General features: G+C 51.9%; 24 protein-coding genes and 12 tRNA genes. 5 read left to right on the forward strand and 31 right to left on the reverse strand.

The features are described from left to right. Window positions 1–71 precede the first annotated feature (71 nt). The 6 genes from ACTQ3K_RS11040 to ACTQ3K_RS11065 all read right to left on the reverse strand — a co-directional run bounded on the left by ACTQ3K_RS11040 (window position 72) and on the right by ACTQ3K_RS11065 (window position 5,811). Window positions 72–296, reverse strand: coding sequence for an HPr family phosphocarrier protein (locus ACTQ3K_RS11040; RefSeq protein ID WP_441567921.1), 225 nt, complete (start codon window positions 294–296; stop codon window positions 72–74). 165 nt (window positions 297–461) lie between these two features. Further along, a complete protein-coding gene (glpK, locus tag ACTQ3K_RS11045) occupies window positions 462–1,964 on the reverse strand; it encodes a glycerol kinase GlpK (RefSeq protein WP_441567922.1) in 1,503 nt (500 codons plus the stop codon). Between the two features lie 4 nt (window positions 1,965–1,968). Further along, entirely contained in the window at window positions 1,969–2,544 is a 576-nt protein-coding gene (locus ACTQ3K_RS11050) for a glycerol-3-phosphate responsive antiterminator (protein ID WP_441567923.1), read from the reverse strand. Between the two features lie 80 nt (window positions 2,545–2,624). Continuing rightward, on the reverse strand, window positions 2,625–2,993 hold the full coding sequence (locus tag ACTQ3K_RS11055) for a DUF1667 domain-containing protein (protein ID WP_441567924.1): 369 nt from the start codon (window positions 2,991–2,993) through the stop codon (window positions 2,625–2,627). Further along, window positions 2,990–4,342 carry an NAD(P)/FAD-dependent oxidoreductase gene (locus tag ACTQ3K_RS11060; RefSeq protein ID WP_441567925.1) on the reverse strand — a complete coding sequence of 451 codons (1,353 nt, stop codon included), beginning with the start codon at window positions 4,340–4,342 and terminating at the stop codon, window positions 2,990–2,992. The genes ACTQ3K_RS11055 and ACTQ3K_RS11060 overlap by 4 nt, the downstream gene beginning before the upstream one ends. Further along, window positions 4,339–5,811 (reverse strand): NAD(P)/FAD-dependent oxidoreductase, encoded by a 1,473-nt coding sequence (locus ACTQ3K_RS11065; RefSeq protein ID WP_441567926.1) that lies wholly within the window; start codon window positions 5,809–5,811, stop codon window positions 4,339–4,341. Before ACTQ3K_RS11065 ends, ACTQ3K_RS11060 begins: the two co-directional genes overlap by 4 nt. A 474-nt stretch (window positions 5,812–6,285) precedes the next feature. Here ACTQ3K_RS11065 and ACTQ3K_RS11070 point away from each other — a divergent pair, with 474 nt between their 5' ends. Then, window positions 6,286–7,341: a pyridoxal phosphate-dependent aminotransferase gene (locus ACTQ3K_RS11070; RefSeq protein WP_441567927.1), complete on the forward strand. Its 1,056-nt coding sequence runs from the start codon at window positions 6,286–6,288 to the stop codon at window positions 7,339–7,341. Between the two features lie 312 nt (window positions 7,342–7,653). On the opposite strand, the gene ACTQ3K_RS11075 is transcribed toward ACTQ3K_RS11070, so the two are convergent. The 5 genes from ACTQ3K_RS11075 to ACTQ3K_RS11095 all read right to left on the reverse strand — a co-directional run bounded on the left by ACTQ3K_RS11075 (window position 7,654) and on the right by ACTQ3K_RS11095 (window position 11,433). Beyond that, window positions 7,654–7,881, reverse strand: coding sequence for a hypothetical protein (locus ACTQ3K_RS11075; RefSeq protein WP_441567928.1), 228 nt, complete (start codon window positions 7,879–7,881; stop codon window positions 7,654–7,656). 13 nt (window positions 7,882–7,894) lie between these two features. After that, window positions 7,895–8,776 carry a DegV family protein gene (locus ACTQ3K_RS11080; protein ID WP_441567929.1) on the reverse strand — a complete coding sequence of 294 codons (882 nt, stop codon included), beginning with the start codon at window positions 8,774–8,776 and terminating at the stop codon, window positions 7,895–7,897. Window positions 8,777–8,931: 155 nt separating this feature from the next. Beyond that, on the reverse strand, window positions 8,932–9,648 hold the full coding sequence (locus tag ACTQ3K_RS11085; RefSeq protein WP_441567930.1) for a 3D domain-containing protein: 717 nt from the start codon (window positions 9,646–9,648) through the stop codon (window positions 8,932–8,934). Window positions 9,649–9,766: 118 nt separating this feature from the next. Further along, window positions 9,767–10,765 (reverse strand): sensor histidine kinase, encoded by a 999-nt coding sequence (locus ACTQ3K_RS11090; RefSeq protein ID WP_441567931.1) that lies wholly within the window; start codon window positions 10,763–10,765, stop codon window positions 9,767–9,769. A 2-nt stretch (window positions 10,766–10,767) separates the two neighbouring features. Then, a complete protein-coding gene (locus ACTQ3K_RS11095; protein ID WP_441567932.1) occupies window positions 10,768–11,433 on the reverse strand; it encodes a response regulator transcription factor in 666 nt (221 codons plus the stop codon). Between the two features lie 225 nt (window positions 11,434–11,658). On the opposite strand from ACTQ3K_RS11095, the gene ACTQ3K_RS11100 reads away from it, so the two are divergent. After that, a complete protein-coding gene (locus tag ACTQ3K_RS11100) occupies window positions 11,659–12,849 on the forward strand; it encodes a metallophosphoesterase (RefSeq protein WP_441567933.1) in 1,191 nt (396 codons plus the stop codon). Between the two features lie 211 nt (window positions 12,850–13,060). On the opposite strand, the gene ACTQ3K_RS11105 is transcribed toward ACTQ3K_RS11100, so the two are convergent. The 12 genes from ACTQ3K_RS11105 to ACTQ3K_RS11160 all read right to left on the reverse strand — a co-directional run bounded on the left by ACTQ3K_RS11105 (window position 13,061) and on the right by ACTQ3K_RS11160 (window position 18,419). After that, window positions 13,061–13,133: transfer RNA gene (locus tag ACTQ3K_RS11105), tRNA-Lys, on the reverse strand. A gap of 36 nt (window positions 13,134–13,169) precedes the next feature. After that, window positions 13,170–13,241: transfer RNA gene (locus ACTQ3K_RS11110), tRNA-Gln, on the reverse strand. A 44-nt stretch (window positions 13,242–13,285) separates the two neighbouring features. Further along, window positions 13,286–13,359 (reverse strand) — tRNA-His (locus ACTQ3K_RS11115). A 27-nt stretch (window positions 13,360–13,386) separates the two neighbouring features. Further along, window positions 13,387–13,460, reverse strand: a tRNA-Arg gene (locus tag ACTQ3K_RS11120). Window positions 13,461–13,466: 6 nt separating this feature from the next. Continuing rightward, window positions 13,467–13,537, reverse strand: a tRNA-Gly gene (locus tag ACTQ3K_RS11125). Continuing rightward, entirely contained in the window at window positions 13,528–13,746 is a 219-nt protein-coding gene (locus tag ACTQ3K_RS11130; RefSeq protein WP_441567934.1) for a hypothetical protein, read from the reverse strand. Before ACTQ3K_RS11130 ends, ACTQ3K_RS11125 begins: the two co-directional genes overlap by 10 nt. A 93-nt stretch (window positions 13,747–13,839) precedes the next feature. Further along, a complete protein-coding gene (locus ACTQ3K_RS11135; protein WP_441567935.1) occupies window positions 13,840–14,325 on the reverse strand; it encodes a metallophosphoesterase family protein in 486 nt (161 codons plus the stop codon). Continuing rightward, window positions 14,322–14,936, reverse strand: coding sequence for an XTP/dITP diphosphatase (locus ACTQ3K_RS11140; RefSeq protein ID WP_441567936.1), 615 nt, complete (start codon window positions 14,934–14,936; stop codon window positions 14,322–14,324). Before ACTQ3K_RS11140 ends, ACTQ3K_RS11135 begins: the two co-directional genes overlap by 4 nt. After that, window positions 14,937–16,328, reverse strand: coding sequence for a lectin like domain-containing protein (locus ACTQ3K_RS11145; protein WP_441567937.1), 1,392 nt, complete (start codon window positions 16,326–16,328; stop codon window positions 14,937–14,939). 62 nt (window positions 16,329–16,390) lie between these two features. After that, entirely contained in the window at window positions 16,391–17,563 is a 1,173-nt protein-coding gene (locus ACTQ3K_RS11150; protein WP_441567944.1) for a THUMP domain-containing class I SAM-dependent RNA methyltransferase, read from the reverse strand. A 122-nt stretch (window positions 17,564–17,685) separates the two neighbouring features. Beyond that, window positions 17,686–17,991 (reverse strand): rhodanese-like domain-containing protein, encoded by a 306-nt coding sequence (locus ACTQ3K_RS11155; protein ID WP_441567938.1) that lies wholly within the window; start codon window positions 17,989–17,991, stop codon window positions 17,686–17,688. Window positions 17,992–18,209: 218 nt separating this feature from the next. Further along, entirely contained in the window at window positions 18,210–18,419 is a 210-nt protein-coding gene (locus ACTQ3K_RS11160; RefSeq protein WP_441567939.1) for a hypothetical protein, read from the reverse strand. Between the two features lie 164 nt (window positions 18,420–18,583). On the opposite strand from ACTQ3K_RS11160, the gene ACTQ3K_RS11165 reads away from it, so the two are divergent. Both ACTQ3K_RS11165 and dtd read left to right on the forward strand, forming a co-directional pair. After that, window positions 18,584–19,075, forward strand: coding sequence for a DUF1700 domain-containing protein (locus tag ACTQ3K_RS11165; protein WP_441567940.1), 492 nt, complete (start codon window positions 18,584–18,586; stop codon window positions 19,073–19,075). 52 nt (window positions 19,076–19,127) lie between these two features. Beyond that, the gene (gene dtd / locus ACTQ3K_RS11170) at window positions 19,128–19,562 is read left to right on the forward strand and encodes a D-aminoacyl-tRNA deacylase (protein WP_441567941.1); all 435 of its coding nucleotides are present in this window, start codon (window positions 19,128–19,130) and stop codon (window positions 19,560–19,562) included. An 89-nt stretch (window positions 19,563–19,651) separates the two neighbouring features. On the opposite strand, the gene ACTQ3K_RS11175 is transcribed toward dtd, so the two are convergent. From ACTQ3K_RS11175 to ACTQ3K_RS11200, 6 genes are all read right to left on the reverse strand, one after another. After that, a tRNA-Arg gene (locus ACTQ3K_RS11175) sits at window positions 19,652–19,725 on the reverse strand. A 70-nt stretch (window positions 19,726–19,795) separates the two neighbouring features. Beyond that, window positions 19,796–19,880: transfer RNA gene (locus tag ACTQ3K_RS11180), tRNA-Leu, on the reverse strand. Window positions 19,881–19,914: 34 nt separating this feature from the next. After that, window positions 19,915–19,988: transfer RNA gene (locus tag ACTQ3K_RS11185), tRNA-Asp, on the reverse strand. 43 nt (window positions 19,989–20,031) lie between these two features. After that, window positions 20,032–20,105 (reverse strand) — tRNA-Ile (locus tag ACTQ3K_RS11190). 13 nt (window positions 20,106–20,118) lie between these two features. Beyond that, window positions 20,119–20,191: transfer RNA gene (locus ACTQ3K_RS11195), tRNA-Thr, on the reverse strand. 11 nt (window positions 20,192–20,202) lie between these two features. Next, window positions 20,203–20,274, reverse strand: a tRNA-Glu gene (locus ACTQ3K_RS11200). Between the two features lie 174 nt (window positions 20,275–20,448). On the opposite strand from ACTQ3K_RS11200, the gene ACTQ3K_RS11205 reads away from it, so the two are divergent. Beyond that, window positions 20,449–21,312 (forward strand): polysaccharide deacetylase family protein, encoded by an 864-nt coding sequence (locus tag ACTQ3K_RS11205; RefSeq protein WP_441567942.1) that lies wholly within the window; start codon window positions 20,449–20,451, stop codon window positions 21,310–21,312. 16 nt (window positions 21,313–21,328) lie between these two features. Here the strand turns inward: ACTQ3K_RS11205 and ACTQ3K_RS11210 are convergent, their stop codons facing one another. Further along, window positions 21,329–22,249 carry a LysR family transcriptional regulator gene (locus tag ACTQ3K_RS11210; protein ID WP_441567943.1) on the reverse strand — a complete coding sequence of 307 codons (921 nt, stop codon included), beginning with the start codon at window positions 22,247–22,249 and terminating at the stop codon, window positions 21,329–21,331. A 102-nt stretch (window positions 22,250–22,351) separates the two neighbouring features. After that, window positions 22,352–22,423, reverse strand: a tRNA-Asn gene (locus ACTQ3K_RS11215). Between the last annotated feature and the right edge of the window lie 142 nt (window positions 22,424–22,565).

Genomic DNA, 22,565 nt, shown 5'->3' on the forward strand with positions numbered 1-22,565 from the left:
CAAAAATACAAAGGGCTGCCTCCCACAGAGACAGCCCGTGCTTCCGTTTTCCATATAGCGATCTTGTATCCTTAACAGGAAAACCGGTTCAGTACATGCTCAAAAGCAGAATTCTGCCCGCGGTATTCTACCGTGATCGGCTGTGTAAAATCAAGGCTCATAACACCCAGAATCGATTTTGCATCAACAACCATCCGATTATAATACATATCAATATCAAAATTACATGCGCTGGCAGCGGAAACCAGTTCCTTTGCCTCTTCCACTTTAGAAATTCTAATCTGCCTCTTGACCATTTCAACCATCCTTTTCCAAAAACACTTGTGCTTTTTTCTGCTTTACAGGAGTCCCCCCGAAAGATCCTGGAAAGTTTCTATACAACGATTGAAAGTTATATCATGTCTTTTTCCCAATGTCAAGCATTTCGACGATTTTTCCTGAAATTGGTCTTACCGGTCATCTTACTGGGCATCCGGATGGAAACAGCAGGTGGCATGTACTGCCTCTTTCCACCCGGCATACAGCTTTTTCCGTTTTTCTTCCGTAATCTGCGGCGTAAAGATCCGGTCAGCCTGATAATTTTTCGCCACCTCGTCCTTATCGTCCCAGAAACCGACCGCCAGTCCCGCCAGACATGCTGCCCCGAGAGCTGTAATTTCATTCAGTACCGGCCGCTCCACCGGAACATTTAACAGATCGCTCTGAAACTGCATGAGCAGGTTGTTTGACACAGCTCCGCCATCCACCTTCAGATCCTTCAATTCTATGCCACTGTCCTCCGACATGGCATCAATGATATCTTTTGTCTGATATGCCAGGGACTCCAGCGTTGCCCGCACAAAATGTGCTTTCGTTGTCCCTCTTGTCAGCCCGAACACTGCACCTCTGGCCCGATCCTCCCAGTAAGGCGCTCCCAGTCCCACAAAGGCAGGAACCACATAGACCCCGCCATTATCCTCGGCCATGGCAGCCACCTCTTCACTTTCCGGCGCCGTATGGATCATTTCCAGTCCATCGCGGAGCCACTGGATCGCACTTCCCGCCACAAAAATGCTTCCCTCCAGGGCATATTCCACCTTTCCGGATGCACCCCAGGCGATGGTTGTCAGCATACCATGCTCCGAACGAATCGGAGTCTCTCCGGTATTCATAAGCATGAAACAGCCCGTTCCATATGTATTTTTAGCCATGCCCGGCTCAAAGCAGGCATGTCCGAACAGTGCCGCCTGCTGATCCCCGGCGATTCCGGCAATGGGAACCTCGCAGTTAAAAAACAAGGTCGGAGCCGTTTTGGTATAAATACAGGACGAGGGACATACCTCCGGCAGCATGGATTTCGGAATGTCCAGCATAGCCAAAAGCTCATCATCCCATTTCAGATCATAGATATTATACAGCAGCGTTCTGGATGCATTGGAATAATCAGTCACATGGGCCTTCCCGCCGGACAGATTCCATACCAGCCAGGTATCCACCGTGCCGAACAGAAGATCTCCTTTCTCGGCCCGCTCCCTGGCACCCTCTACATGATCCAGGATCCATTTGACCTTTGTGCCGGAGAAATACGGATCGATGAGCAGACCCGTCTTTTCACGGATCATCTGCTCCCTTCCCTGTGCCCGCAGCTCATCACAGATATCCACGGTCTGTCTGGACTGCCACACAATGGCATGATACACCGGGATTCCTGTATGCCGGTCCCAGACCACCGCAGTCTCCCGCTGATTGGTGATCCCGATGGCCTCCACCTGCTCCGGCCCGATCCCCGAATTCATCAGCACCTCCGTCATGACCGCCTGCACACTGAGCCAGATGTCCGTGGCATCATGCTCCACCCATCCTGCCTGCGGAAAATGCTGCGGAAACTCCCGCTGGGCACTTGCCACCAGCTTCAGCTTTTTATCAAACAGGATCGCCCTGCTGCTGGTCGTCCCCTGGTCGATTGCTAAAATATACTTCTCCATGATATTACCCCTCCTGCTGTTCTTTTCTGTATGTATAAGCGGCCTGCCGGTCCGATATGGTCACGGCACAGGCCCCCGCCTGAAAGCACGCTTTGATCTGCTCTGCACTCCGCAAAAGCCCGCCGCACATGATCGGCATCCGGATCTGTTTCTGGATCTCCGGCAGAATTCCACAGGCAATTCCCGGAAGCAGCTCCACATAATCCGGCTCCAGACTCCTGCAAAGCGCGATTCCTCTGGAAAGCGACCTGGAATCGATCAGAAACAGACGAAACACAGCCAGCTTTTTATTTTTCTTCGCCGTCTCCACCACCTTCGGTCTGGTAGAAATGATCCCGTCTGCTCCCAGTCTCTGGCACGCAAACTCACATCCGGCCTCATCTGCCGAAATCCCCCTCAGAAGCTCCAGATGGAACAGAACTTTTTTCTTCTTTGCATGAGCCGCACGAACCATGTCCTGCAAAAGTGCGATATGGAATTCCATCAGAACGCCCCATGGAAAATCACTTTCCAAAAAAGCCTCAAATTCCTTCATAGTCGAGATGGCAAGCACCACCTGTCTGTTCCAGCTCTCCTGCATATCTGTTTCCTCTTTCCGCTTTCGTCCCTTATTCTGCTTTCTGCTAGACTTCTATGATTTGACCCTTTTCTTTTCTGCTTTTACGACTCTGTCTGCTTCACACTTCTCCCGGCTAAAAGATCTACTCCAAGCCCGCACAAATCTTTTTTTATTATAGCATTAACTGCCACAGGAGCGCAAACCCGAATTTTATGGATCTCCTTCATAACCGGAAAGATCTGAGCCTTCGGGATCGGTGCCGAGGTCACCACCGGCAGCCGGGCAATTCCTGCCCCGGAAAGAGCCACTGTACTGGTCACCATGCGGACCGGTGCTGTCAGCTCTGTTTTCGCATACGCTGCTCCGCGCTTACAGCCGTTTCCACTGATCTGCAGTTCTCCGTCTGCTCCGGTCTCTACCTGGATATGGCAGCTCGCCGGACATACAATACAATCTAACATCTGCTTCATGACGCACCTCCCTCTGTCAGCACAAACGTAAGCGGCAGACTCCTGCTTATCAGCGTTTCCTTTTTAATGGAAACGTTTCCCATAATCGCCGGCTCCAGATACTTTTTCTTCATGGAGGCAATCCTTGTCTCTCCCTGATACACCTCTAAAACAGCTGTTTTCCATGCCTGCCGCACCCGGAATTTAAATGTCAGCTCCCCGCCGCTTTCGAAATCCGCAGTGCAGATCCGCTGAGGAAGGATATAGGAAAGTCCGCCCTCTGCCCGTACAGGAAGCTGGTTTTCCATCACGTTTTTTCCGGATTTTCGTCTCTGTTTCACATATTCTGCCGCCGCCCGGCCAGCTTCCTCTCCCTCCTGGCTCACAAAATCCACCAGATCATGCACATGAAGCACATTGCCGCAGGCAAAAATCCCTTCTGTTTCCGTCTCATACTGCGAGCTGACACACGGCCCCTTTGTCCGCGGATCCAGTGAAATGCCTGCCTGCTCCGTCAATCCATTTTCCGGAATCAGTCCCACTGAGAGAAGGAGCGTGTCCGCCTCGAAACGTTTTTCCGTACCGGGAACCGGCTTCCTTGTCTCATCCACCTGAGCGATCACTACAGCCTCCACCCGATCCTCTCCCTCGATCCTTGTAACGGTATGGCTCAGATACAACGGAATCCCGAAATCCTCCAGACACTGGCGGCGATTTCGCGGCAGTCCGTTGGAATAAGGCATGACCTCGGCAACCCCAAGCACCTCCGCGCCTTCCAGGGTCATACGCCTTGCCATGATCATGCCGATATCACCGCTTCCTAATATAAACACCCGCCGGCCTACCAGATATCCGTCCAGATTCAGATACCTCTGGGCGGTCCCGGCAGTCCAGACCCCGGCCGGACGGTATCCGCAGATGGAAATGGCTCCTGCCGCCCGCTCCCGGCATCCCATGGCAAGAACAATGGCGCCTGCCTGAACGGTCACCAGTCCCTCTTTTTCATTCATATATGTCACGGTCCGATCCGGTCCGATCTCCAGCGCCATCGTCCTTGTCCGGATCGGAATCCCAAGCTTCTCCGCTCTGTCCACATATCGCTCTGCATAAGCCGGTCCTGTCAGTTCCTCTCCGAAGGTATGAAGCCCGAATCCGTTGTGAATGCACTGTAACAGCACACCGCCCGGCTCTTCGCCCTGCTCCAGCACCAGGATCTCCGTCACCCCCTGCTCCTTTGCTGCAATGGCAGCTGCCAGTCCGGCACTTCCTCCGCCAATGACCACCAGCTCTACCTGCTTCCGTACGGTTTGTCCTGCCTCTATTTTCTCATAACCATCCATGCTTCTTTGTTCCAGACTGTTCTGCTTCATGCTTCCACCTCCAGCTTTTCCAGGAATTTCACCTGATCCCGGTCATAAACCACCTGATCTCTTGGGATTCCCAGCTCCTCCGCCAAGATCCGTACGATCTCCGGCTGGCAGAATCCGCCCTGGCATCGTCCCATTCCGGGACGAACCCGCTTCTTCACTCCCTTGATGCTGACTGCTCCCACCGGCTTGCGGATTGCCTCCCGGACCTCGCCCTCGGTAATCCTCTCACAGCGGCAGACAATGCGCCCGTATGAGGGATCCCGTTTGATCAGCTCCTGCTTTTCCTCCAAAGAAAGCTCTGCCATGACCGGTGCTGCTGTTCTCTGCCGATAAGTTTCTTTTTTTCTCCAGCAGAATCCCTCTCCCAGAAGCTCTGTCCGGATCAGCTCTGTCCGGATATAGGAAGCAATCGCCGGTGCCGAAGAAAGTCCCGGTGATTCAATCCCTGCTGCCTGAATAAATCCGGGAACAGCCGGAGATTCCTCCAGGATAAAATCTCCGGTATTTCCTCTGGCGCGGATCCCGGCAAAATTCCGGATTACCTTTCCATACGGAACATTTTTTACTACACGGGAAAGCTGTTCCCGCACAAAGGCCAGCCCCTCCGGCGTGTTATCCCGTCCTTCCCGATTCTCTATATCTCTGGAATCAGGTCCCAGAAGTACATTTCCGTGAACCGTCGGCACCGCCAGAACCCCTTTTCCCATGACTCCCGGAACAGGATAGATCACCCGGCTCACAAAGGGCTCCTCCATCTGATCCAGTACAAAGTATTCTCCCCGTCTTGGAGTAATGGAAAGCGGCTCTTCCGTTCCCCGAAGCCGTCCCTCCGGGTCTGCCATCCGTCCCACCAGATCTCCGTAAACGCCTGCCGCATTGACAATGATCCTGCTCTCAAAGACAGCTCCTTCTGCCGTCTTTATCCGAAACCCTTCCGCAGTCTTTTCAATCCCGCTCACCTCGCTGTTTCGGAAAAACTCTGTTCCGTTTAATACGGCCTCCTCCAGAAGTGCCTCTGCCAGCTCCCACGGCCCCACCACTGCTGTATCCGGAAGATACAGCGCCATGGTAACAGAATCTGCCAGGTTCGGCTCCATAGACTTTGCTGTTTTTCCGCTGAGAAGCTGTGCCTGCACGCCACGTTCTGCCGCACGTTCATAAAGCTCCTGCAAAATCCTCTCCTCTTCTGCTCCGGAGGCCACCGTAAAGGAGCCCGTCTTTCGATACGGCACATGAAGCCGTTCACAGATTGCCTCATACTGCCTGCTTCCCTCCAGGTTCAGCCTTGCCTTTAAGGTTCCGTCCTCCGGATCATTTCCGGCATGGATAATGGCACTGTTCGCCATCGTCGATCCGCATGCCACATCATTCTCCCGCTCCAGAACCGCTGTCTTCAGCTCATATTCTGACAACTCATGAGCCAGGAAACAGCCTGTGATCCCTGCCCCGATAATCAATACATCAAACATACCCTTTTCCTCCTGTAAACCCTTTTATTTATAAGAAAAGCCCTTTTCCACAAATTTCATAGGACACACTTTTCCACAAATAAAAAACGACACAAAAAAGAAGCTCTTTCTTTTTCGTATCGCTCTGATCTCTTACACCGGTTATTAACTTGTTTCGGTTCAGCCTCTGTCTGTGCCGACTGAATCGCTGTTCTCATTATACTGCATCTGAAAAGATCCGTCAATGGATTTTGAAGGGTGGCCGGAAGCCGGATACATACTATTTGTTCGCCTCGTCCACTGCCCGCACTCCAGAAGGAAATGCAGATGCCTGTCATAATTGGGGAAAATATTGCTGTTTAAAATCATTCCTCTAAATTGGCATTTTCATGGTATGATAGTGTCAATAAGATTATGATTTTAATGATCCCTGCTGCGGCATTTTCGGAATCTGCCCTGCATGGATTCCATATAAAGTGAAAAGGAGCCTTACCCATGGACCCTGATTTTTCTTCCGTTTTCCGGCGGTCTGTCACAGAAGCCGGAGCTGTACCGTACCTGGATTTTTCCGTCAATACCAATCCTCTGGGTCTTCCGGATCTGGTGAAGCAGCAGCTTCCGTTTCTTTCGGAAATCGCCGGGGAATATCCGGATCCGGACTGTCGGGAGCTGCGCACCCGGCTGGCCCGAAAATATGAGATCCGCCCGGAACAGATTTTATGCGGCTGCGGCGCGGACGATCTGCTATACCGCCTGATATTTGCATTGAACCCCAGGCACGCCCTTGTAGTCACTCCTACCTTTGAAGAATACGACCGGGCTCTCGGAGTAATCGGCTGTGAGATCCGGCATCATCGGTTAAGGCCGGAGAATCTGTTCACACTGGAATCGGATATTTTCTCATCCCTGTCCCCGGACTGTGATCTGATGATCATATGCAATCCAAACAATCCCACGGGCCGTCTGATCAAACCGGCGCTTCTTCGTGACCTCATCGATTACTGTGAGGCTCACAAGATCCTGCTTATGGTCGATGAATGCTTTATGGAATTTCTCCCCGACTGGAAATCCCATACCTTCAAGCAGTCTGCCGCCCAAAAGAAACATCTGCTCGTCATCGACGCCTTTACGAAAACCTATTCCCTGGCCGGCTTCCGTCTCGGCTTCTGTATTTCCGGCAATCCGGAACTGCTTTCCCGCATGCATGCCTGCGGCCAGGAATTTTCGGTTTCCGCTCCCGCCCAGCTCGCCGGGCTCTGTGCGCTGATGGACCATGATTACATGAAACGCACCTATGAGCTTCTTTCCGTGGAACGGGAATGGCTGATTTCCCAATTAAAGACGCTTTCCCTCGAAGTTTACCCGTCAGCCGGAAACTTTCTTCTCTTCCGGACAGACGATCCGGCCATACGCCGGAAGCTTCTTGCGCATCAGATCAAGGTACGGGACTGCTCCCGCTTTTCTGGCCTCGGACCGGAATACTGCCGGATCGCAGTTCGGGGGCACAAAGAAAATCTAAAGCTGATGAAAGACTTAAAGATGATTTTGTAAATTACGGCTGCGTCTGGATCACCTGCATATTTAAAAGGCAGTTCCACTGCCCATACTTTTCTATTTTTCAAAACAAAAAAAGGCACCGCACTTCCGAAGGGAGTATGCGAGGCTTCCGTCGTATGACTTCACACTAGCTTCCGCCGCCAAGCGCCTTTGTCTGAGCCCGAAGGGCGAGTTTCGCGCGACCGGCGGATTATCAGCGTGTGAAGCCATACAGGAAACGCAGCTCGACTCCCGCCGGAAGTGCCGGTGCCTATATGAATTCTGAAATATTAAAATGCATGGGTGGAACCGCCATCTTAAATATTATCATATCTCCGTAAACGTAAACCGCTCTGCGATCCCTGCCGCATCTACATGAAATACGATGCTTCCGTCCGCAAGCTCCTCTTTCTCCCAGGACACCTGCTTTCCTTCCATTTTACGCCGCACATATGCTTCCGGATCATCCGTTTCGATCTCTTCAAAAAAAACATCTCTCATCTGATTGTTGGCACATTCATTAAAAATCTCCCACACAACCTCGTATTCCTTCATATCTGTCTCTCCTCTACTGCTCCAGATCCCGGTCACTCATATAGACCAGTGCGCACATGCCGGCACCCACATGGCTTCCGATGATCGGGCCGATATCCGCGATCAGAGCCGTCTTTATAAGCCCCCGCTCCAGAAGCACGGCTTCCAGCCTTTTTGCCAGCTCCAGGTTTGCGGCATGACCGATCACAACAGTCTGGGAAGCGCTGTCTGCGCCCTCGGTGCCGATCTTTGTGCAGAAGGTTTCCAGGATCTTTTTGGCGCCGCGCAGCTTGGCCGTATTGACAAGCTTTCCCTCTGCATCCACGCTTAACAGCGGCTTTACGCCCAGAGCCGTGCCCAGGATCGCCTGTGCGGCTGAAATCCGTCCTCCCTGGCGCAGATGATCCAGATCGTCCACCACAAACCAGTGGCGTACCTTCAGGCGATTTTCATAAACCCAGGCCTCCAGCTCGTCCATGGACAGGCCTTCCTTCTTCTTTAAGCCTGCCAGATATACCAGAAGTCCCTCGCCCACCGAAGCACATCTGGTATCGATGGTAACGATCTTCCGCTCCGGATATTTCCCGGAAAGCTCCTCCGCAGCCAGCACCGATGCCTGATAGGTTCCGCTTAAGCCGGAGGAAAAGCACAGGTATAAAATATCCTTTCCCTGCTCCAGGATCGGCGTAAAGGCCGTCTCATAGGTATAGCCGTTGATCTGAGCTGTGCCGACCTTTGCTCCTGCCTTGATCTTTTCATAAAACACATCGAGACTCATCTCTCTTGCGTCCGCATAATGCTTATAAGGTGTTCCGTCCACAAGAAACTCCATAGGCACCACTTCAATCCCCAGGCGTTCAAACTCCTCTGCGGGAAGATCTGCTGTGCTGTCGGTTGCGATTATATATTCTCTCATCTTCTTCTCCTCCGTTTCTTATGGCAAAAAATCCCTTCCCATTGTAAGGTCATTTATCCCGTTTGTCAACTTATATTGAAATTCAAAGTTTTTTTACTTCCACCTTATGACGAAAAGCCCCGGTATCATATCCGGAGCTTTCCTTTCTGATCCGATTACGGATTTTCTACCCAGACCTCAATATTCCGGTCTACCCCAAGCTCATTGGCCAGATCACAGTTCTCCACCAGAACATCGATCCGTTTTCCCTTGATTCCGCCGCCGCAATCCTCCGCCACATACTCGTAATCCAGACCGCCGATCCGCACATGAGTATAATAAGGGATCACCGACGGATCCACCGCTATGGTATGATGAAGCTGCATGGGCTCCTCTGTGCTGGTCTGCCATGCCCACTGGTCGTTGCAGCACTCCAGCGGACAATAATAAGTGATCACCCAGTCATCGCCCAGGCTCACCCAGCGTCCGTTTCCGGAAACCTCCTCGGCCTGTTCCTCCGCTCCCGCTTCCTTCTGATCCGTTTCGTGATCTGCGCTGTATTCCTCATAAACGGTTTCCGCTGCCTGATTTTCTGCGGCTTCGCTGCCCGGCGCCGTCTCCGGATTTCCGTTCCCTGCTGTCTCTTCAACCGTCCCGTTCAAAGCCGTGCTTTCTCCATCGGCATGGGACTCTGTCTCCTCGTTCGTCTCCCAGTCCGGTTCTCCCACCTGAGTCACGCCGTCCCTTCCCGCCGGCACAAATCCGGCCAGCCTTCCTGCATCAAACCCGGCCGCATATATTCCCGCTCCTGCCGCACAGGTTCCGCTTCCGGCGTTTCCTCTGCTGCCTGCGGCTGCCATCATGATACTGAGTCCTATGACAAATGCTTTCATTGAAATTCTTCCTTTCTTTCTGCTTTGCCATAGTATTGCCGGAAATCGGGATTTCCAAACAGCTCCCATTTTTGCTTTGATTTAAGTCCGTTTTTTCAGCTGCAGACTTTCTTTCTCCCTAGATCACTTTCCGATACAACCGGATTACAAATCTGGTTCCCACTCCCGGCGTACTCTCCACCTCCAGCTTGCCGTTCTGCCCGCCGATGATGTCCTTCGCCATAGCCAGGCCGATTCCGACACTGTCCTTTCCGGCATTCCTGCCCTTATAAAACCGCTCAAAAATATGGGGAAGCTCCTCTGGCAGGATTCCTTCTCCAGTATCCTCGATCACAAGCTGCACATACAGCCCATGCTCCTCGCCCCGAACGGTGATCCGGCCCTGCTCCGGCGTATGCTCCATACAGTTTTTCAAAATATTGGCAACTGCCTCCGCCGTCCAGGAAAGATCGCAGGTCAATGTAAGCCCCTCCGGGATCTCTGCCGAAAACGTCTGCTCCTTTAATTCCATTGGGATCAGCAGATGCTCCGCCGCATGATCCACCAGCGTCTTTACCTCCACCGTTTCCTGCTTAAACTGTACTGTCCCGGCATCCAGCCGTGAAATCTTCAACAGCGCACTGAGCAGCCATTCCATCCGTTTCAGCTGAGAGCGGAGCGTCTTCATGAAATCCTCCCGCTTCTCCTCCGGAAGATCCTCCCTTAAAATATCCGTGATGACCAGCATGGACGTCATGGGAGTCTTTAACTGATGGGAAATATTGGACAACGAATCGGCCAGATAGGCCCGGTCCGCCCGCAGAAGTTCTGCCTGAGTCTCCAGCGTCGTCACCAGCTTGTAAATGTCATTCCGTAAAAGACTTAATTCTCCCTCTGCATTGTCGGGAACATGAAGATTCATTTCTCCGCCGAGGACCCGCTTCAAATACATGGACAGCTCCGAGATCTTCCGGTACCGAAGATGATTGACCGCCAGATAGCTCCCTGCCGCTGCCGCAAAAAGTCCGATAATCCAGAAAAGGGCCAGCCCGGGAAACCATGCAGTCAGCACCGCGAAAAGGATCCCCGCTGTCAAAAGAAGAACAAACCCCTGTCTCACTTCATGATTCCGAAACATTTCTATGCACCCAGCCGATATCCCATGCCGCGGACGGTATGGATCAGCTCCTCCTCTCCCAGCTTTTCCCGCAGACGCTTGATATAAACCGTCAGCGTATTGTCATTGACATAATCGCCGCCCACATCCCAGAGTGATTCCAGAAGCTGATTTCTGGTGAGCACCTTTCCCTCCGCCTGGGCCAGCGTCAGAAGCAGCCGGTATTCCATGGCAGTCAGCATAAGCTCCTCCCCGTTTTTATAGACCTTCGCCTGGAGCGGCGAAATGGTAATGGGGCCGAACTGCAGGTTCTGAACGCCGTTCTCGGTCTTTTTGTACCGCCGCAACACTGACTTCATGCGGGACAGAAGCTCCCGGATACGAAAAGGCTTTGTGATATAATCGTCCGCCCCCATATCCAGCCCCATGACCACATTTCCCTCATCATCGCAGGCCGTCAGAAAGATGACCGCCGTCTCCTCCCGTTTTTTTGCCTTTCGGCAGATTTCATAGCCGGTCCCGTCCGGAAGTGTCACATCCAGAAGACAGAGATCAAACGTCTCCCGGTCCAGTGCTTCCAGCGCTTCCGATACCTGGCGGCACACGCAGATGTCGTAGCCCTCCTGTGTCAGCGAATATTCCAGTCCCATGGCGATGCTGGGGTCGTCCTCCACAAATAATACCTTCATCTCCTGCTCCTCCTGTTCTGCCTCCTATTGTACCTGCTCGCCGCCTCTGCCGCAACCCCTGAAGCGGTGCAGATGTCAATCTTCCGCGAATCCTCCTCGAATAAACAGAAAATCTTAAGGAAACTCCTGTACAGGACTTTTCTCCCCGTGTTATAATAAATGACAGTTTACCGGTTTTCCGGTGTCTGAAATTTTTAGCCATCAAAAGCAGAAAGGAGCCATTTCATGGTTTCCGTAATCTTATCCCCCCTGTATCTTCTCGTGATCTTTTATCTGTTGCGCTGGAACCTGCGCTGGCTGGGTTCCTGTTTCGACTTCTTTAAACGGAACTGGTTCACGATTCCCTACTGTATCCTGTTCCTCATCATATCCTGTTCGTCCATCATTGCGTTTTTCATGCGCCAGCCTCATCTGAAGTGGTTTTTCAAGCATCTGAGCAACTACTGGCTGGGAACGCTTCTTTATATCATCTTCTTCGTCGTCACCGGCGATCTGATCCGCCTGATCCTCCATCATTTCACCAAGGTCGATAAGAAAAAGCTCCACTCCAGGAAAACCTTTATCCTGGGCGGTGCCGCCGTAGTTTCCGCCATTCTTCTGGTGAGCATCTACGGGATCGTCCATGCGCGTACCTTAAAGGTAAAGGAATACGATATCACGGTTCAGAAAGCCTGCACCGACCAGGATCTGAAGATCGCCCTGATTGCAGATCTGCACATGGGCTACAGCATCGACCATACCTATATTGAAAAAATGGTACAGCGGATCAATACCCTGGAGCCGGATCTCATCTGTATTGCCGGCGACATCTTCGACAACGATTATGATGCCCTGGACGATCCGGAGGCCATCACTGCTGCCTTAAAGAACCTGAAAAGTAAATACGGAACATACGCCTGCTGGGGTAATCACGATGTCAGTGAAAACATTCTTGTGGGCTTTTCCTTCGATAAAAAAGAAAAACTGTCCGATGATACCCGCATGAAGGATCTTCTGGAAAACGCCGGGATCACGCTGCTCAACGATGAGACGGTCTGCATTAACGATTCCTTCTATCTTGTAGGCCGCCGTGATAAAAGCCGCGCCCGTAAGGTTGAGGACGGCCGTCTTTCGCCGGAAGAGCTTTTAAGCAGTCTGGATCAGTCCAAGCCCATCTTTGTCCTGGAGCATCAGCCCCGCCAGATTGAGGAGCTGGCAGCCGCCGGAGCCGATGCCCACCTCTGCGGACATACTCACGACGGTCAGCTTTTTCCCGGAAACCTCCTGGTCGCCATGATGTATAAAAACGCCTACGGCCTGAAAAAATTTGACCAGATGTACTCGGTTGTTACCTCCGGTGTCGGAATCTGGGGGCCGGACATGCGGGTCGGCACCGACAGTGAGATTGTCGAGCTGAATGTTCATTTTGAAAACTGAATGGGATCTTGTTACTGATTGGATACGCAGAATTCTTAAAGAGGATTATACCCTTTTACCAAAATGGATCAAAAGAATCCTGCTCGCAGGCTTTTCCGCCTGCGGCAGGTCTTTTATTCTATTAAATAAGTGAAACAAAAACAGCAAAAAAATGGAGCAGGATCGATTTCCTACTCCATTCTTCTAACAGCCTCTACAAGCCATTCTTTCGTGAGCCACTGGGGACTCGAACCCCAGACAACTTGATTAAAAGTCAAGTGCTCTACCACCTGAGCTAGTGGCCCATATAAAATTGTCCAGCCATTTCGGACTGTTCTGCACTGGGCTAGCTGGATTCGAACCAGCGAATGCAGGAGTCAAAGTCCTGTGCCTTACCGCTTGGCGATAGCCCATCATTTCGATCAATGATGCACACGGCACCTGGCTATGCAATGAGGGTGGATACAGGGACTCGAACCCTGGGTCTTCAGAGCCACAATCTGACGCGTTAACCAACTACGCTATATCCACCATGAGCTTCTGTCTGCACAGAAGAAACGTGCCTGGAGGGATTCGAACCCGCGACCCACGGCTTAGAAGGCCGTTGCTCTATCCAACTGAGCTACAGACACAGGAAAAGCGGGTGATGGGAATCGAACCCACGTATCTAGCTTGGAAGGCTAGTGTTCTACCATTGAACTACACCCGCATGTGATTATCGTTCTCAACGCAAGAAACATTATAACCCAGACTGTTCATAATGTCAACAGGTTTTTTGAAGTTTTTTATGTTTTTATAAATTCTCCAAACAGTTCCGGTTTTTCCATTTATTTCCACGATAAAAACAAATCGTGACGAATCGCTTCGCAGCTTACTGCTCCCGCGCTCCTGCCCATATTCGGATTCCGCTGTTTCCATCCGGAAAACGCTCCTTCCTCCTATGGGGGCGGGCCTAAGGTCGAAAGTCTTGTCATGCAAGCATGACTGCCTTTCGACTTTCGTCCCTTGGTATCATAAGAAGCACACGGTATAATCTGCCAGTCCTGTTTTGTCGTCGATGTCCATGATCATATAGGAAGGGCGCCGTCCATCCTGGCGTGGATAGGAAAGACTCCCCGGATTTAAGAGCGTCACCGGGCTGTTTTTGTCGATCAGCGGCCGATGGGTATGGCCAAACATGGCGATCTGAGCGCCCCTGGCCAACGCCTCCATTTTCAGATGCTCCGTAGTAAATGACACATTATAGGCGTGTCCATGGGTCAGAAACACCTTATAATTTCCCAGCATAAACTCCCGCTCTCTGGGAAGTCTGGAGAAAAAGTCATTATTCCCCGCGATGATTTCCACCGGACATCCGGCGATCTCGCGGATATAATCTTCGCTTCCCTCTGCATCTCCCAGATGGATCAGCATGTCGATATAATCCCCGACCATGGCAAGCACCTTGCAGAGATTTCCGTTCTGTCTGTGCGTGTCGCTGACGATCAAAATTTTCATTCACAAGCCCCCAGTTCTTCTCTAAGCTTCTCTTTCATCGCCTCCAGGGCCTTTCCCCGGTGACTGATCTGATTCTTCTCCTCCGGACTTAACTGCGCCGTTGTCATACCGCGCTCCGGCAGATAAAAGATCGGATCATAGCCAAAACCGCCGTCTCCGACGATCTCATAGCCGATCTGCCCCTCAATGGTACCTCTGGTGGTCAGAAGCCGTCCGTCCGGCAGTGCCGCCGCAATGGCACAGACAAACCGGGCACTGCGCTCCTCGCCCTTTGCGTCTGCCAGCTTGTCGATGATTGCCTGATTCTTAATATCATAGGAAGTATCCTCGCCCATGTAGCGTGCCGAATAGATTCCCGGCGCTCCGTCCAGGTAATCCACCTCAAGCCCGGAATCATCTGCCAGCACGATTCCGCCTGCCAGCTTCTGGATCTGTCCGGCCTTGATGCAGGCATTTTCCTCAAAGGTCTTTCCATCCTCCACAATATCCGCCAGGATTCCGGCCTCCTTCATAGAAAGAATCTCCAGTCCCAGATCCGCCAGGATCATGCGTACTTCCTTCATCTTGCCCTCGTTGGAGGTTGCAAAAATAATTCTATGGTTCTTCATCATTTATCTCCTGTTCGTATAGATCTTCAGGCAGACATTGCTCTGCTGCGGCTCTGTTCTGGACCACAGCCGTCCGTCCGCACTGATATAGCCTTCTCCGTCCGACAGATCCACCACTGCGGCCCGTTCTGTCTGGCTGCCTCCGTATTCCACTGCTACCGGATGCTTTGCCTCCGGCGTCCGGATTTTTATGGCCACAGAAAACCGCTCTCCGGCAGAAAGCTTCTGTCCGTTCTCCAGCCGCACCGTATAAAATCCGGCCTGCAAAATGCTTCCCTGTGCCAGACGTGCCCCGGTTACCGGCCCATCTTCCGTTATCTCGGTCTGGTAAATCTCATACTCCGTATCCGGTCCGGTGGCATAAAACCCAACCGCCGCAGCCTGTTCCTCTCCGCCGGCCTCATAGACTGCCGAAAACCACGCCGTTTCATCCTCATACCCAAGCTGTCCCAGCCAGCCGCACAGGTCATCCTGATAGATCCGGTCATAATTATCTGCCTCCTCCACGCCGGTGTAAACAAGATTGTGGACCCCGATGTTTGGATCGGCATAAGAAACGTAAAACAATCCGCTTTCCCCGAAGCCGGTTCCCCAGCTGTTCATGCACAGAAACGCACCATCCATGCCGGGATCCGTCACAAAACGCTCTCTCGGATAGGAATCATCCCAGCCCATGATAACCACATCATGATTTGGCTCTGTTTCCGTTGGATAATAATAAGAGCTGCCGGATTTCTCATAATAGTCCGACAGTCGGTTTCCCTCGGTCATATCTGTGTAAATGGATGTCTGGACACCGCCGTGGAAATACACAGCCCGCTTGATGGCATCATAATCCTTGGCCGCGGGAATCCGGATCTCCTGCACATGCTTCACTGCCGTCAGTCCCTCCGGCGATACGCCGTCCCCGTAAGGATCCTGCGCCTCGGTCACCGGCCCCTGCCACGCCAGGAAATAAGCCATGGCCATGGTGTAGTCGCCTCCCATATTCTGATCCATGCCGAAGCTGTTGTGGATCGACAGGTGATCCTCACTGAAATCCCAGGTTTCCTCTGGCAGGAGAGCTGACTGAAGGGCCGCCATGGATGCAAAAGCCCAGCAGGTTCCGAGATCTCCCTGGCTTCCCACCGCCGGACACCGGCCATGCTCCCGGTAATCATACCGTTCCGGCAGTGTTACGGTTTCTTCCACACCACCGCTCAGCGGAGAATCCAGGTTGTCCCCGGCCGCAGCAGAGCCTGAGCTGCCGGCTTCTGCCGCTCCTCCGTCCTGCCCGTATCCAGCCTCTCCATTTCCAGCGCCAATGCCCTGCTCCTCCTGCTGCCCGCTTCCGGACCACGGAAGCATCTCGCGGATCTGGTTTATCGGCCCGCAGCCGGAATTTGATACGATCATCACCGCTGCCAGAACGCTGCCTCCGACTCGCAGGAGTCCCTGTCTCCATGTTTTTCCGGTTTTTATGTCTCTGTCTCCTCCTTTTTCGGTCTCGGACGCTTTGGCGGCTTCGGTCCCAGGAACTGATAAAAATACGTCTTCATCATGCCGTTATAGATTTTCCGGTTCTTGTCCGCTTTTCGCCCGATGTATTTCTCCGCATCCTCATAGGCTGTGATCACATATTCCGACCAGGAATCCAGCGCTGCAAACCGCTCACCCATGGTTCGGTACAGTGCCGGAAGATTTTCCTTTTCCTCGATCCGCTCGCCGTAGGGCGGGTTGGTAATGACAAATCCATACTTCTTCGGATGGCTGAGCGCTGCCACATCACGCTGTTGGAAATGGATCAGGTGATCCACACCTGCCAGCCTTGCATTCTCTCTGGCAGCCTTGATGATCTCACCGTCTGCATCATAGCCCTGAATATCAGTTTCCACCTGGAGATTTACGGCCTCTCTGGCCTCGTCCAGCGCATCATACCACTCCTGCTTTGCAATGAGATTTCCCCATTCCTGCGCCGCGAAATCCCGGTTCATGCCGGGTGCGATCCCTGCCGCCATCATGGCCGCCTCAATGGGAAAGGTTCCGCTTCCGCAGAAAGGATCCACCAGAATCCGGTCACCCCTCCAGGGCGTCAGCATGATCAGCGCCGCCGCCAGTGTTTCGGTGATGGGCGCCTTGCTGGTCAGTTTCCGGTATCCGCGCTTATGAAGGGAATCCCCGCTGGTATCCAGCGTGATGGTCGCCATATCCTTCAAAAACGATACCCGAATGGGATAGGCCGCCCCGTCCTCCTCAAACCAGTTCACATGATATACGCCTTTCAGCCGTTCCACAATGGCCTTTTTCACCAGTGACTGGATATCGGAGGTGCTGAACAGCTTGCTCTTGATGGACGTTGCCTTTGTTACCCAGAACTTCGCATTCACCGGAAGAAATTCCTCCCACGGAAGCTCCTTCGTCCGGTCAAACAGCTCCTCAAAGGTCAGCGCCCGGAAGCTTCCCACCTTTAGAAGCACCCGTTCTGCCGTCCTCAGTCCGATATTGGCACGGCAGATGGCCTCTCCGTCTCCCAGAAAAGTCACTCTGCCGTCCTCCACCTGGCTCACCTCGTAGCCCAGATCTATGATTTCCTTTTTCAAAACAGCCTCCAGGCCAAAATGACAGGGGGCTGTCAGCTCATAAACATTCATTCTGCTGTACTCCTCTTCGCCGGACTGCTCCGGTTTTTCTTCCCGAACTGTTCCCATTCTGAACAGTTCCCCACAGGAAACAATTATCTATAGTTTAAGTCCTTTTGCTCCGACTGTCAATCTCAAGTGACATCATAACCGCCGATGGCTGCCGCCGTCTCAAATCCCAGCGCCGCCAGCCTTCTTGACGCCTCCATGGCCATACTGCCCCGTTCACAGTAAAACAGAAGCCGTTTCCGCTTCGGCAGCATGGAAACCGCCTCCCCCAGATATCCGTAGGGAATGTTCCATGCACCCTCAATATGCCGTCTCTCATACTGCTCCCGTTCCCTCAGATCTATGATCACACAGGATCGGTCCCCGCTGTATGCGCCAAGCTCCGTAAACGGCACCGTCCCGAAGAGCTCTCCGTCCGTGTTCCGTTTCATATCCTCACCTGCTTTTTTCGCTTCTCCTGTTATATGATATGCAGCAGGCCGGTATCAGGATCCCCGCTCTTCCGTGTATGCAGGGACCCGCTTTTCCGTGTATGCAGGAACCCCGCTCTTCCCGTATATACAGGATCTCCGCTCTTCCGTATATACAGGATCTCCGCTCTTCCGTGTATATGTAAAGGGCGTCATCTTGACGCCCCGGATTCTGCCGCTTAATCACAGTGTTCTTCATCTGCATTGCGATAGCTGTTCTGTTCTTCGTTCTTCTGACTGTTTCGGAAGTTATTCCTGGATGAATTCTTCTGGCTGTTCCGCTCCTGATTCCTGGAAGAATTTCTCTGGCTGTTTTCCATGCCGTTCTTCTGGTTCATGCCGCCATAGTTTTCCTGTTTGCTGTAATCATTATTTCTGGTGTTTGCCATTGTCATAGCCCTCCTGTATAAATGAAATAATCATCCTGCGTCATCTAGTATGGACAGCTCCGCTCATTTTATACCCCAACTTCATAAAAGCTTCACTTGATTTCTTTCGAAAAATGTGAGATTCTAATGTTGTCCTGATTTTAACAGGCAGAAAGGATCACACTATGACAAAAAATGAATTTTTAGACGGTCTGCGTCGTGCGCTCAACGGGCAGGTACCTCCGCCCACCGTATCGCAGAACCTGGAATATTATCGTTCCTATATTGCTACCGAAGAATATAAAGGCCGCAGCGAGGAGGAGATTCTGGAGGAGCTCGGTGATCCCCGCCTCATCGCCCGCACCATCATTGATGCCGGCGGCCAGCCCTCCAAAAGCGCCGGGGACGGTTATGACCCTTACAATGGTTATCAGCAGTATGAAGCTGAAGCCGACTCTTCTCCGGATCCACAGCAAAAAAGCGGCAGCTCCTTCCACAGCTACCGTTTAAGCAAGGGCTGGATATTCGCCATTGTTTTCTCGGTTCTGTTCCTGTTCTTCGCGGTTCTTTATTTCGTATTCAAGGCCGCCTTTAAGCTGCTGTTTTCATTCCATGGCATCTGGTTCTGGGCAATCCTGCTGGTGATCATCTTCAACTTGACCAGACGGCGGCAGTAGATGCCCGGCAGTGTTTCACGATTTATTTTACAACAGAAAGGAATTTTATCTTATGAGAGCAGTTGTCCAGCGTGTCAGAGAGGCCTCTGTCACCGTTGACGGAGCCGTGACCGGTTCCATCGGAAAGGGGTACCTCGTCCTGCTTGGCGTCGGCGAGGGAGATACGAAAGCAGACGCCGACCGAATCGTAAAAAAGCTGGTGAATCTCCGGATCTTCCCCGATGAAAATGACAAGATCAATCTTTCGATCCAGAACGTGGAAGGCTCCCTGCTAGTCGTTTCCCAGTTTACCCTCTATGCGGACTGCCGCCACGGCAACCGCCCAAGCTTCACCCAGGCTGCAAAGCCGGATCTTGCCGAAGAGCTTTACGAATACTTTATGGAAAAATGCCGGGAAACCATTCCGGTCGTAGCCCACGGTGTATTCGGCGCCCATATGGATGTTCGTCTCTGGAACGACGGACCCTTCACCGTCATCCTGGAATAACCTGGATGACGGTTTTATAACGAACGAAAACAGGGCCTTGCCCCACAAAAAAAAGAGATACAGCACAAAACTGTATCTCTTTACTGTCACGCGGCAGAGAAGATTCGAACTCCCGACACCTTGGTCCGTAGCCAAGTGCTCTATCCAGCTGAGCTACTACCGCATATCGACAAGAAAAGATTATAGCACATTCTTTTCTTTTTGGCAAGTACATTTTGCATTTTTTTAACAAGTGCCGGCGACCGGAATCGAACCGGTACGGCTTTAAGGGCCGCAGGATTTTAAGTCCTGTGCGTCTGCCAGTTCCGCCACGCCGGCATGTATGTTAAAAAGCTGCAGGTATACCTGCAAGCGACCCGGATGGGGTTCGAACCCACGACCTCCGCCGTGACAGGGCGGCGCTCTAACCAGCTGAGCCACCGGGCCATATAATCTTGTACTGTTGAAATTTTGCTTCTGTGGGAAAGAGTGGACCTTCAGGGACTCGAACCCGGGACCGACCGGTTATGAGCCGGTTGCTCTAACCAACTGAGCTAAAGGTCCATGTAATAAGCAAAGCCGATGATCGGACTCGAACCGATAACCTGCTGATTACAAATCAGCTGCTCTGCCAATTGAGCCACATCGGCAAAATCTTCAGTGACTCCAAGGGGATTTGAACCCCTGTTACCGCCGTGAAAGGGCGGTGTCTTAACCGCTTGACCATGGAGCCTTATCTGCATCCGAACTCCAGCGAAGCACTTGCTCAGTCTGGTATGGAATCTTACCACATTCTCAGATACTCAACGGTAAAATGATAACATAAATTCACTTGATTTGCAAGGACTTTTTGCATTTATTTCAACTTTTTTGCATATCATGAAACAATCTCTCTGTGGAGTATTTCATGAAGCGATTTTTGAAACAATCCATGAAACAGTCTTTTCACACAGATGCATTCCGCCTTTCCGGCCGTCTGTTTCGGAAACCGGCCAGGGTCTTTGCCTGGCTTCTGGTCTTTTCCCTCGCCTTTTTCGGCGGTCAGACTGCCGCCAAACGGGCTCATCCCGTCTCTGTAACCCTTTCCGATGAAGCAAACTGGGGACTTTCCTTCCAGGCAGAAGGTGCCCCGCCTGTTGCCAATGCCACCGCCGAATATCTGGCTGATTTTAATGCCCACTATATCGGCGATACCACAAAAAAGGTTCTCTACCTGACCTTTGATGCCGGGTATGAAAACGGAAATACACCCGCGATCCTGGCCGCTTTGAAAAAGCATCAGGCTCCTGCCACATTTTTTGTTGTGGGAAACTACCTGCAAACCAGCCCCGAGCTGGTGAAACAGATGCTGGCAGATGGGCATCTTGTGGGCAATCACACCTATCATCACCCAAATATGTCTGAAATTTCCACAAAGGAGGACTTTCAGAAAGAATTGACCTCTCTGGAAACCAAATTTCAGGAGATCACCGGGCAGACTATGGTGAAATTCTACCGGCCCCCTCAGGGCAAGTACAGTGAAACCAACCTGCGTCTGGCAAAGGAGCTGGGCTATCATACCTTTTTCTGGAGTCTTGCCTATGTGGACTGGTATCAGGACGATCAGCCCACAAAGGAAGAAGCCTTTGAGAAGCTGCTGGGGCGGATCCATCCAGGTGCCATTGTTCTCCTTCATTCCACCTCATCCACCAACGCACAGATCCTTGATGAACTGCTGACCAGATGGGAGGACATGGGGTACCACTTTGCTTCCCTTGGCAGTCTGATTTAGGACTTGTACAGCCAAGTCAAACAGATGGCGAACCAGCAGACTCCGGATCGGCATCTTCCAAAATCAATTGTCTTAACTTCTGTGCTGCCATACCGAGCGGCCGTTTCGGATCTCCGACCAGACTGACTGCCCGGGGCGGCACTTTTTCTTTTAACGGGATCTCGATGATCTCTCCCCGGTTGAGTGCTTCTCTTGCCATGGGCTCCGGCAGAAATCCGATTCCCAGTTCATGCTTCACCAGCGCCAGGATCTGATCTGTTGTTGCTGCCTCAGTATCCGGATGCAGCTCCACACCGTTGTTCAAAAACCATTCACTGTAAAACTGATGGGTCATAGTATCACGCCCCAGGCAGAGAAAGGGATACCGCTGAACCTCTGACAGAGAAAGAACCCGCTCTGACAACAGGAAAAAACTCTTTCCGCCAACCAAAATATCCCGAAATCCCCTCAGCCTCGTTTCCCGAAGCCCGGTCTCGATCCCGCTGGGTGTCGATATAACTGCAAAATCTGCTTCTCCGTTCTTCACGGAGCGGACAGCCTCCTGAGTACTGTGGTTGGACAGACGCAGCCGGATCCCCGGATACTGGATATGAAAGTTTTTCAGCTTTTCCAGCAAGTAAACATTCAGCGCCGTCTCGGTTGTTCCGATATAGACACTTCCGTTTTCCAGTCCGGCACTTCTCTGAATTTCTTCCTCTCCCTGCTGGAACTGCTCCACCGCTGTTTTTACATGCTGAAACAATGCTTCTCCGTCCGGAGTCAGCCGCACGCCACGGGTGCTCCGCACAAACAAACGGCAGTTCAGCTCCCCTTCCAGGCAGTTGATGGTCCGCGTGATATTCGGCTGGTTGCTTCCCATGGCGAGAGCCGCCTTGGTAAAGCTTTTGTAGGTCGCTACATAATAAAAGATTCGATAATATTCATAATTAACATTCATGGTTCTCTCCATAGGTTTCTGCCTGCATGTTATGGAAATGGAATAAAATAGTTTCTGTTATACCAAAAAATCCTGTAAACGCAATGTTTACAGGATTTATCGCTCCCCGAGTAGGGCTCGAACCTACAACAACTCGGTTAACAGCCGAGTGCTCTACCATTGAGCTATCGAGGATCATTCACAAGGCCAGGATACAAGGGCCGATATTCCTATACCTTCAAAACTACACATTGTCCAACATCATTTCATTCCCAAAACTCCTAAACCACCTGGATAAGCCCTCGACCGATTAGTAACAGTCAGCTCCACACATTAC

The organism is Candidatus Paralachnospira sp. LCP21S3_A2 (assembly GCF_052118925.1).
GTDB lineage: Bacteria > Bacillota > Clostridia > Lachnospirales > Lachnospiraceae > Lientehia.

Coding starts and splice junctions, on each gene's coding strand:
- ACTQ3K_RS11095 (WP_441567932.1), bottom strand. CDS start 11,433: ATGAAGGTATTATTTGTGGAGGACGACCCCAGCATCGCCATGGGACTG.
- ACTQ3K_RS11070 (WP_441567927.1), top strand. CDS start 6,286: ATGGACCCTGATTTTTCTTCCGTTTTCCGGCGGTCTGTCACAGAAGCC.
- ACTQ3K_RS11150 (WP_441567944.1), bottom strand. CDS start 17,563: ATGAATGTTTATGAGCTGACAGCCCCCTGTCATTTTGGCCTGGAGGCT.
- ACTQ3K_RS11075 (WP_441567928.1), bottom strand. CDS start 7,881: ATGAAGGAATACGAGGTTGTGTGGGAGATTTTTAATGAATGTGCCAAC.
- ACTQ3K_RS11165 (WP_441567940.1), top strand. CDS start 18,584: ATGACAAAAAATGAATTTTTAGACGGTCTGCGTCGTGCGCTCAACGGG.
- ACTQ3K_RS11130 (WP_441567934.1), bottom strand. CDS start 13,746: ATGGAAACAGCGGAATCCGAATATGGGCAGGAGCGCGGGAGCAGTAAG.
- ACTQ3K_RS11205 (WP_441567942.1), top strand. CDS start 20,449: ATGAAGCGATTTTTGAAACAATCCATGAAACAGTCTTTTCACACAGAT.
- ACTQ3K_RS11100 (WP_441567933.1), top strand. CDS start 11,659: ATGGTTTCCGTAATCTTATCCCCCCTGTATCTTCTCGTGATCTTTTAT.
- ACTQ3K_RS11145 (WP_441567937.1), bottom strand. CDS start 16,328: ATGATCGTATCAAATTCCGGCTGCGGGCCGATAAACCAGATCCGCGAG.
- glpK (WP_441567922.1), bottom strand. CDS start 1,964: ATGGAGAAGTATATTTTAGCAATCGACCAGGGGACGACCAGCAGCAGG.
- ACTQ3K_RS11040 (WP_441567921.1), bottom strand. CDS start 296: ATGGTCAAGAGGCAGATTAGAATTTCTAAAGTGGAAGAGGCAAAGGAA.
- ACTQ3K_RS11135 (WP_441567935.1), bottom strand. CDS start 14,325: ATGAAAATTTTGATCGTCAGCGACACGCACAGACAGAACGGAAATCTC.
- ACTQ3K_RS11080 (WP_441567929.1), bottom strand. CDS start 8,776: ATGAGAGAATATATAATCGCAACCGACAGCACAGCAGATCTTCCCGCA.
- ACTQ3K_RS11085 (WP_441567930.1), bottom strand. CDS start 9,648: ATGAAAGCATTTGTCATAGGACTCAGTATCATGATGGCAGCCGCAGGC.
- ACTQ3K_RS11065 (WP_441567926.1), bottom strand. CDS start 5,811: ATGTTTGATGTATTGATTATCGGGGCAGGGATCACAGGCTGTTTCCTG.
- dtd (WP_441567941.1), top strand. CDS start 19,128: ATGAGAGCAGTTGTCCAGCGTGTCAGAGAGGCCTCTGTCACCGTTGAC.
- ACTQ3K_RS11160 (WP_441567939.1), bottom strand. CDS start 18,419: ATGGCAAACACCAGAAATAATGATTACAGCAAACAGGAAAACTATGGC.
- ACTQ3K_RS11210 (WP_441567943.1), bottom strand. CDS start 22,249: ATGAATGTTAATTATGAATATTATCGAATCTTTTATTATGTAGCGACC.
- ACTQ3K_RS11155 (WP_441567938.1), bottom strand. CDS start 17,991: ATGAAACGGAACACGGACGGAGAGCTCTTCGGGACGGTGCCGTTTACG.
- ACTQ3K_RS11055 (WP_441567924.1), bottom strand. CDS start 2,993: ATGAAGCAGATGTTAGATTGTATTGTATGTCCGGCGAGCTGCCATATC.
- ACTQ3K_RS11050 (WP_441567923.1), bottom strand. CDS start 2,544: ATGCAGGAGAGCTGGAACAGACAGGTGGTGCTTGCCATCTCGACTATG.
- ACTQ3K_RS11140 (WP_441567936.1), bottom strand. CDS start 14,936: ATGATGAAGAACCATAGAATTATTTTTGCAACCTCCAACGAGGGCAAG.
- ACTQ3K_RS11060 (WP_441567925.1), bottom strand. CDS start 4,342: ATGAAGCAGAACAGTCTGGAACAAAGAAGCATGGATGGTTATGAGAAA.
- ACTQ3K_RS11090 (WP_441567931.1), bottom strand. CDS start 10,765: ATGTTTCGGAATCATGAAGTGAGACAGGGGTTTGTTCTTCTTTTGACA.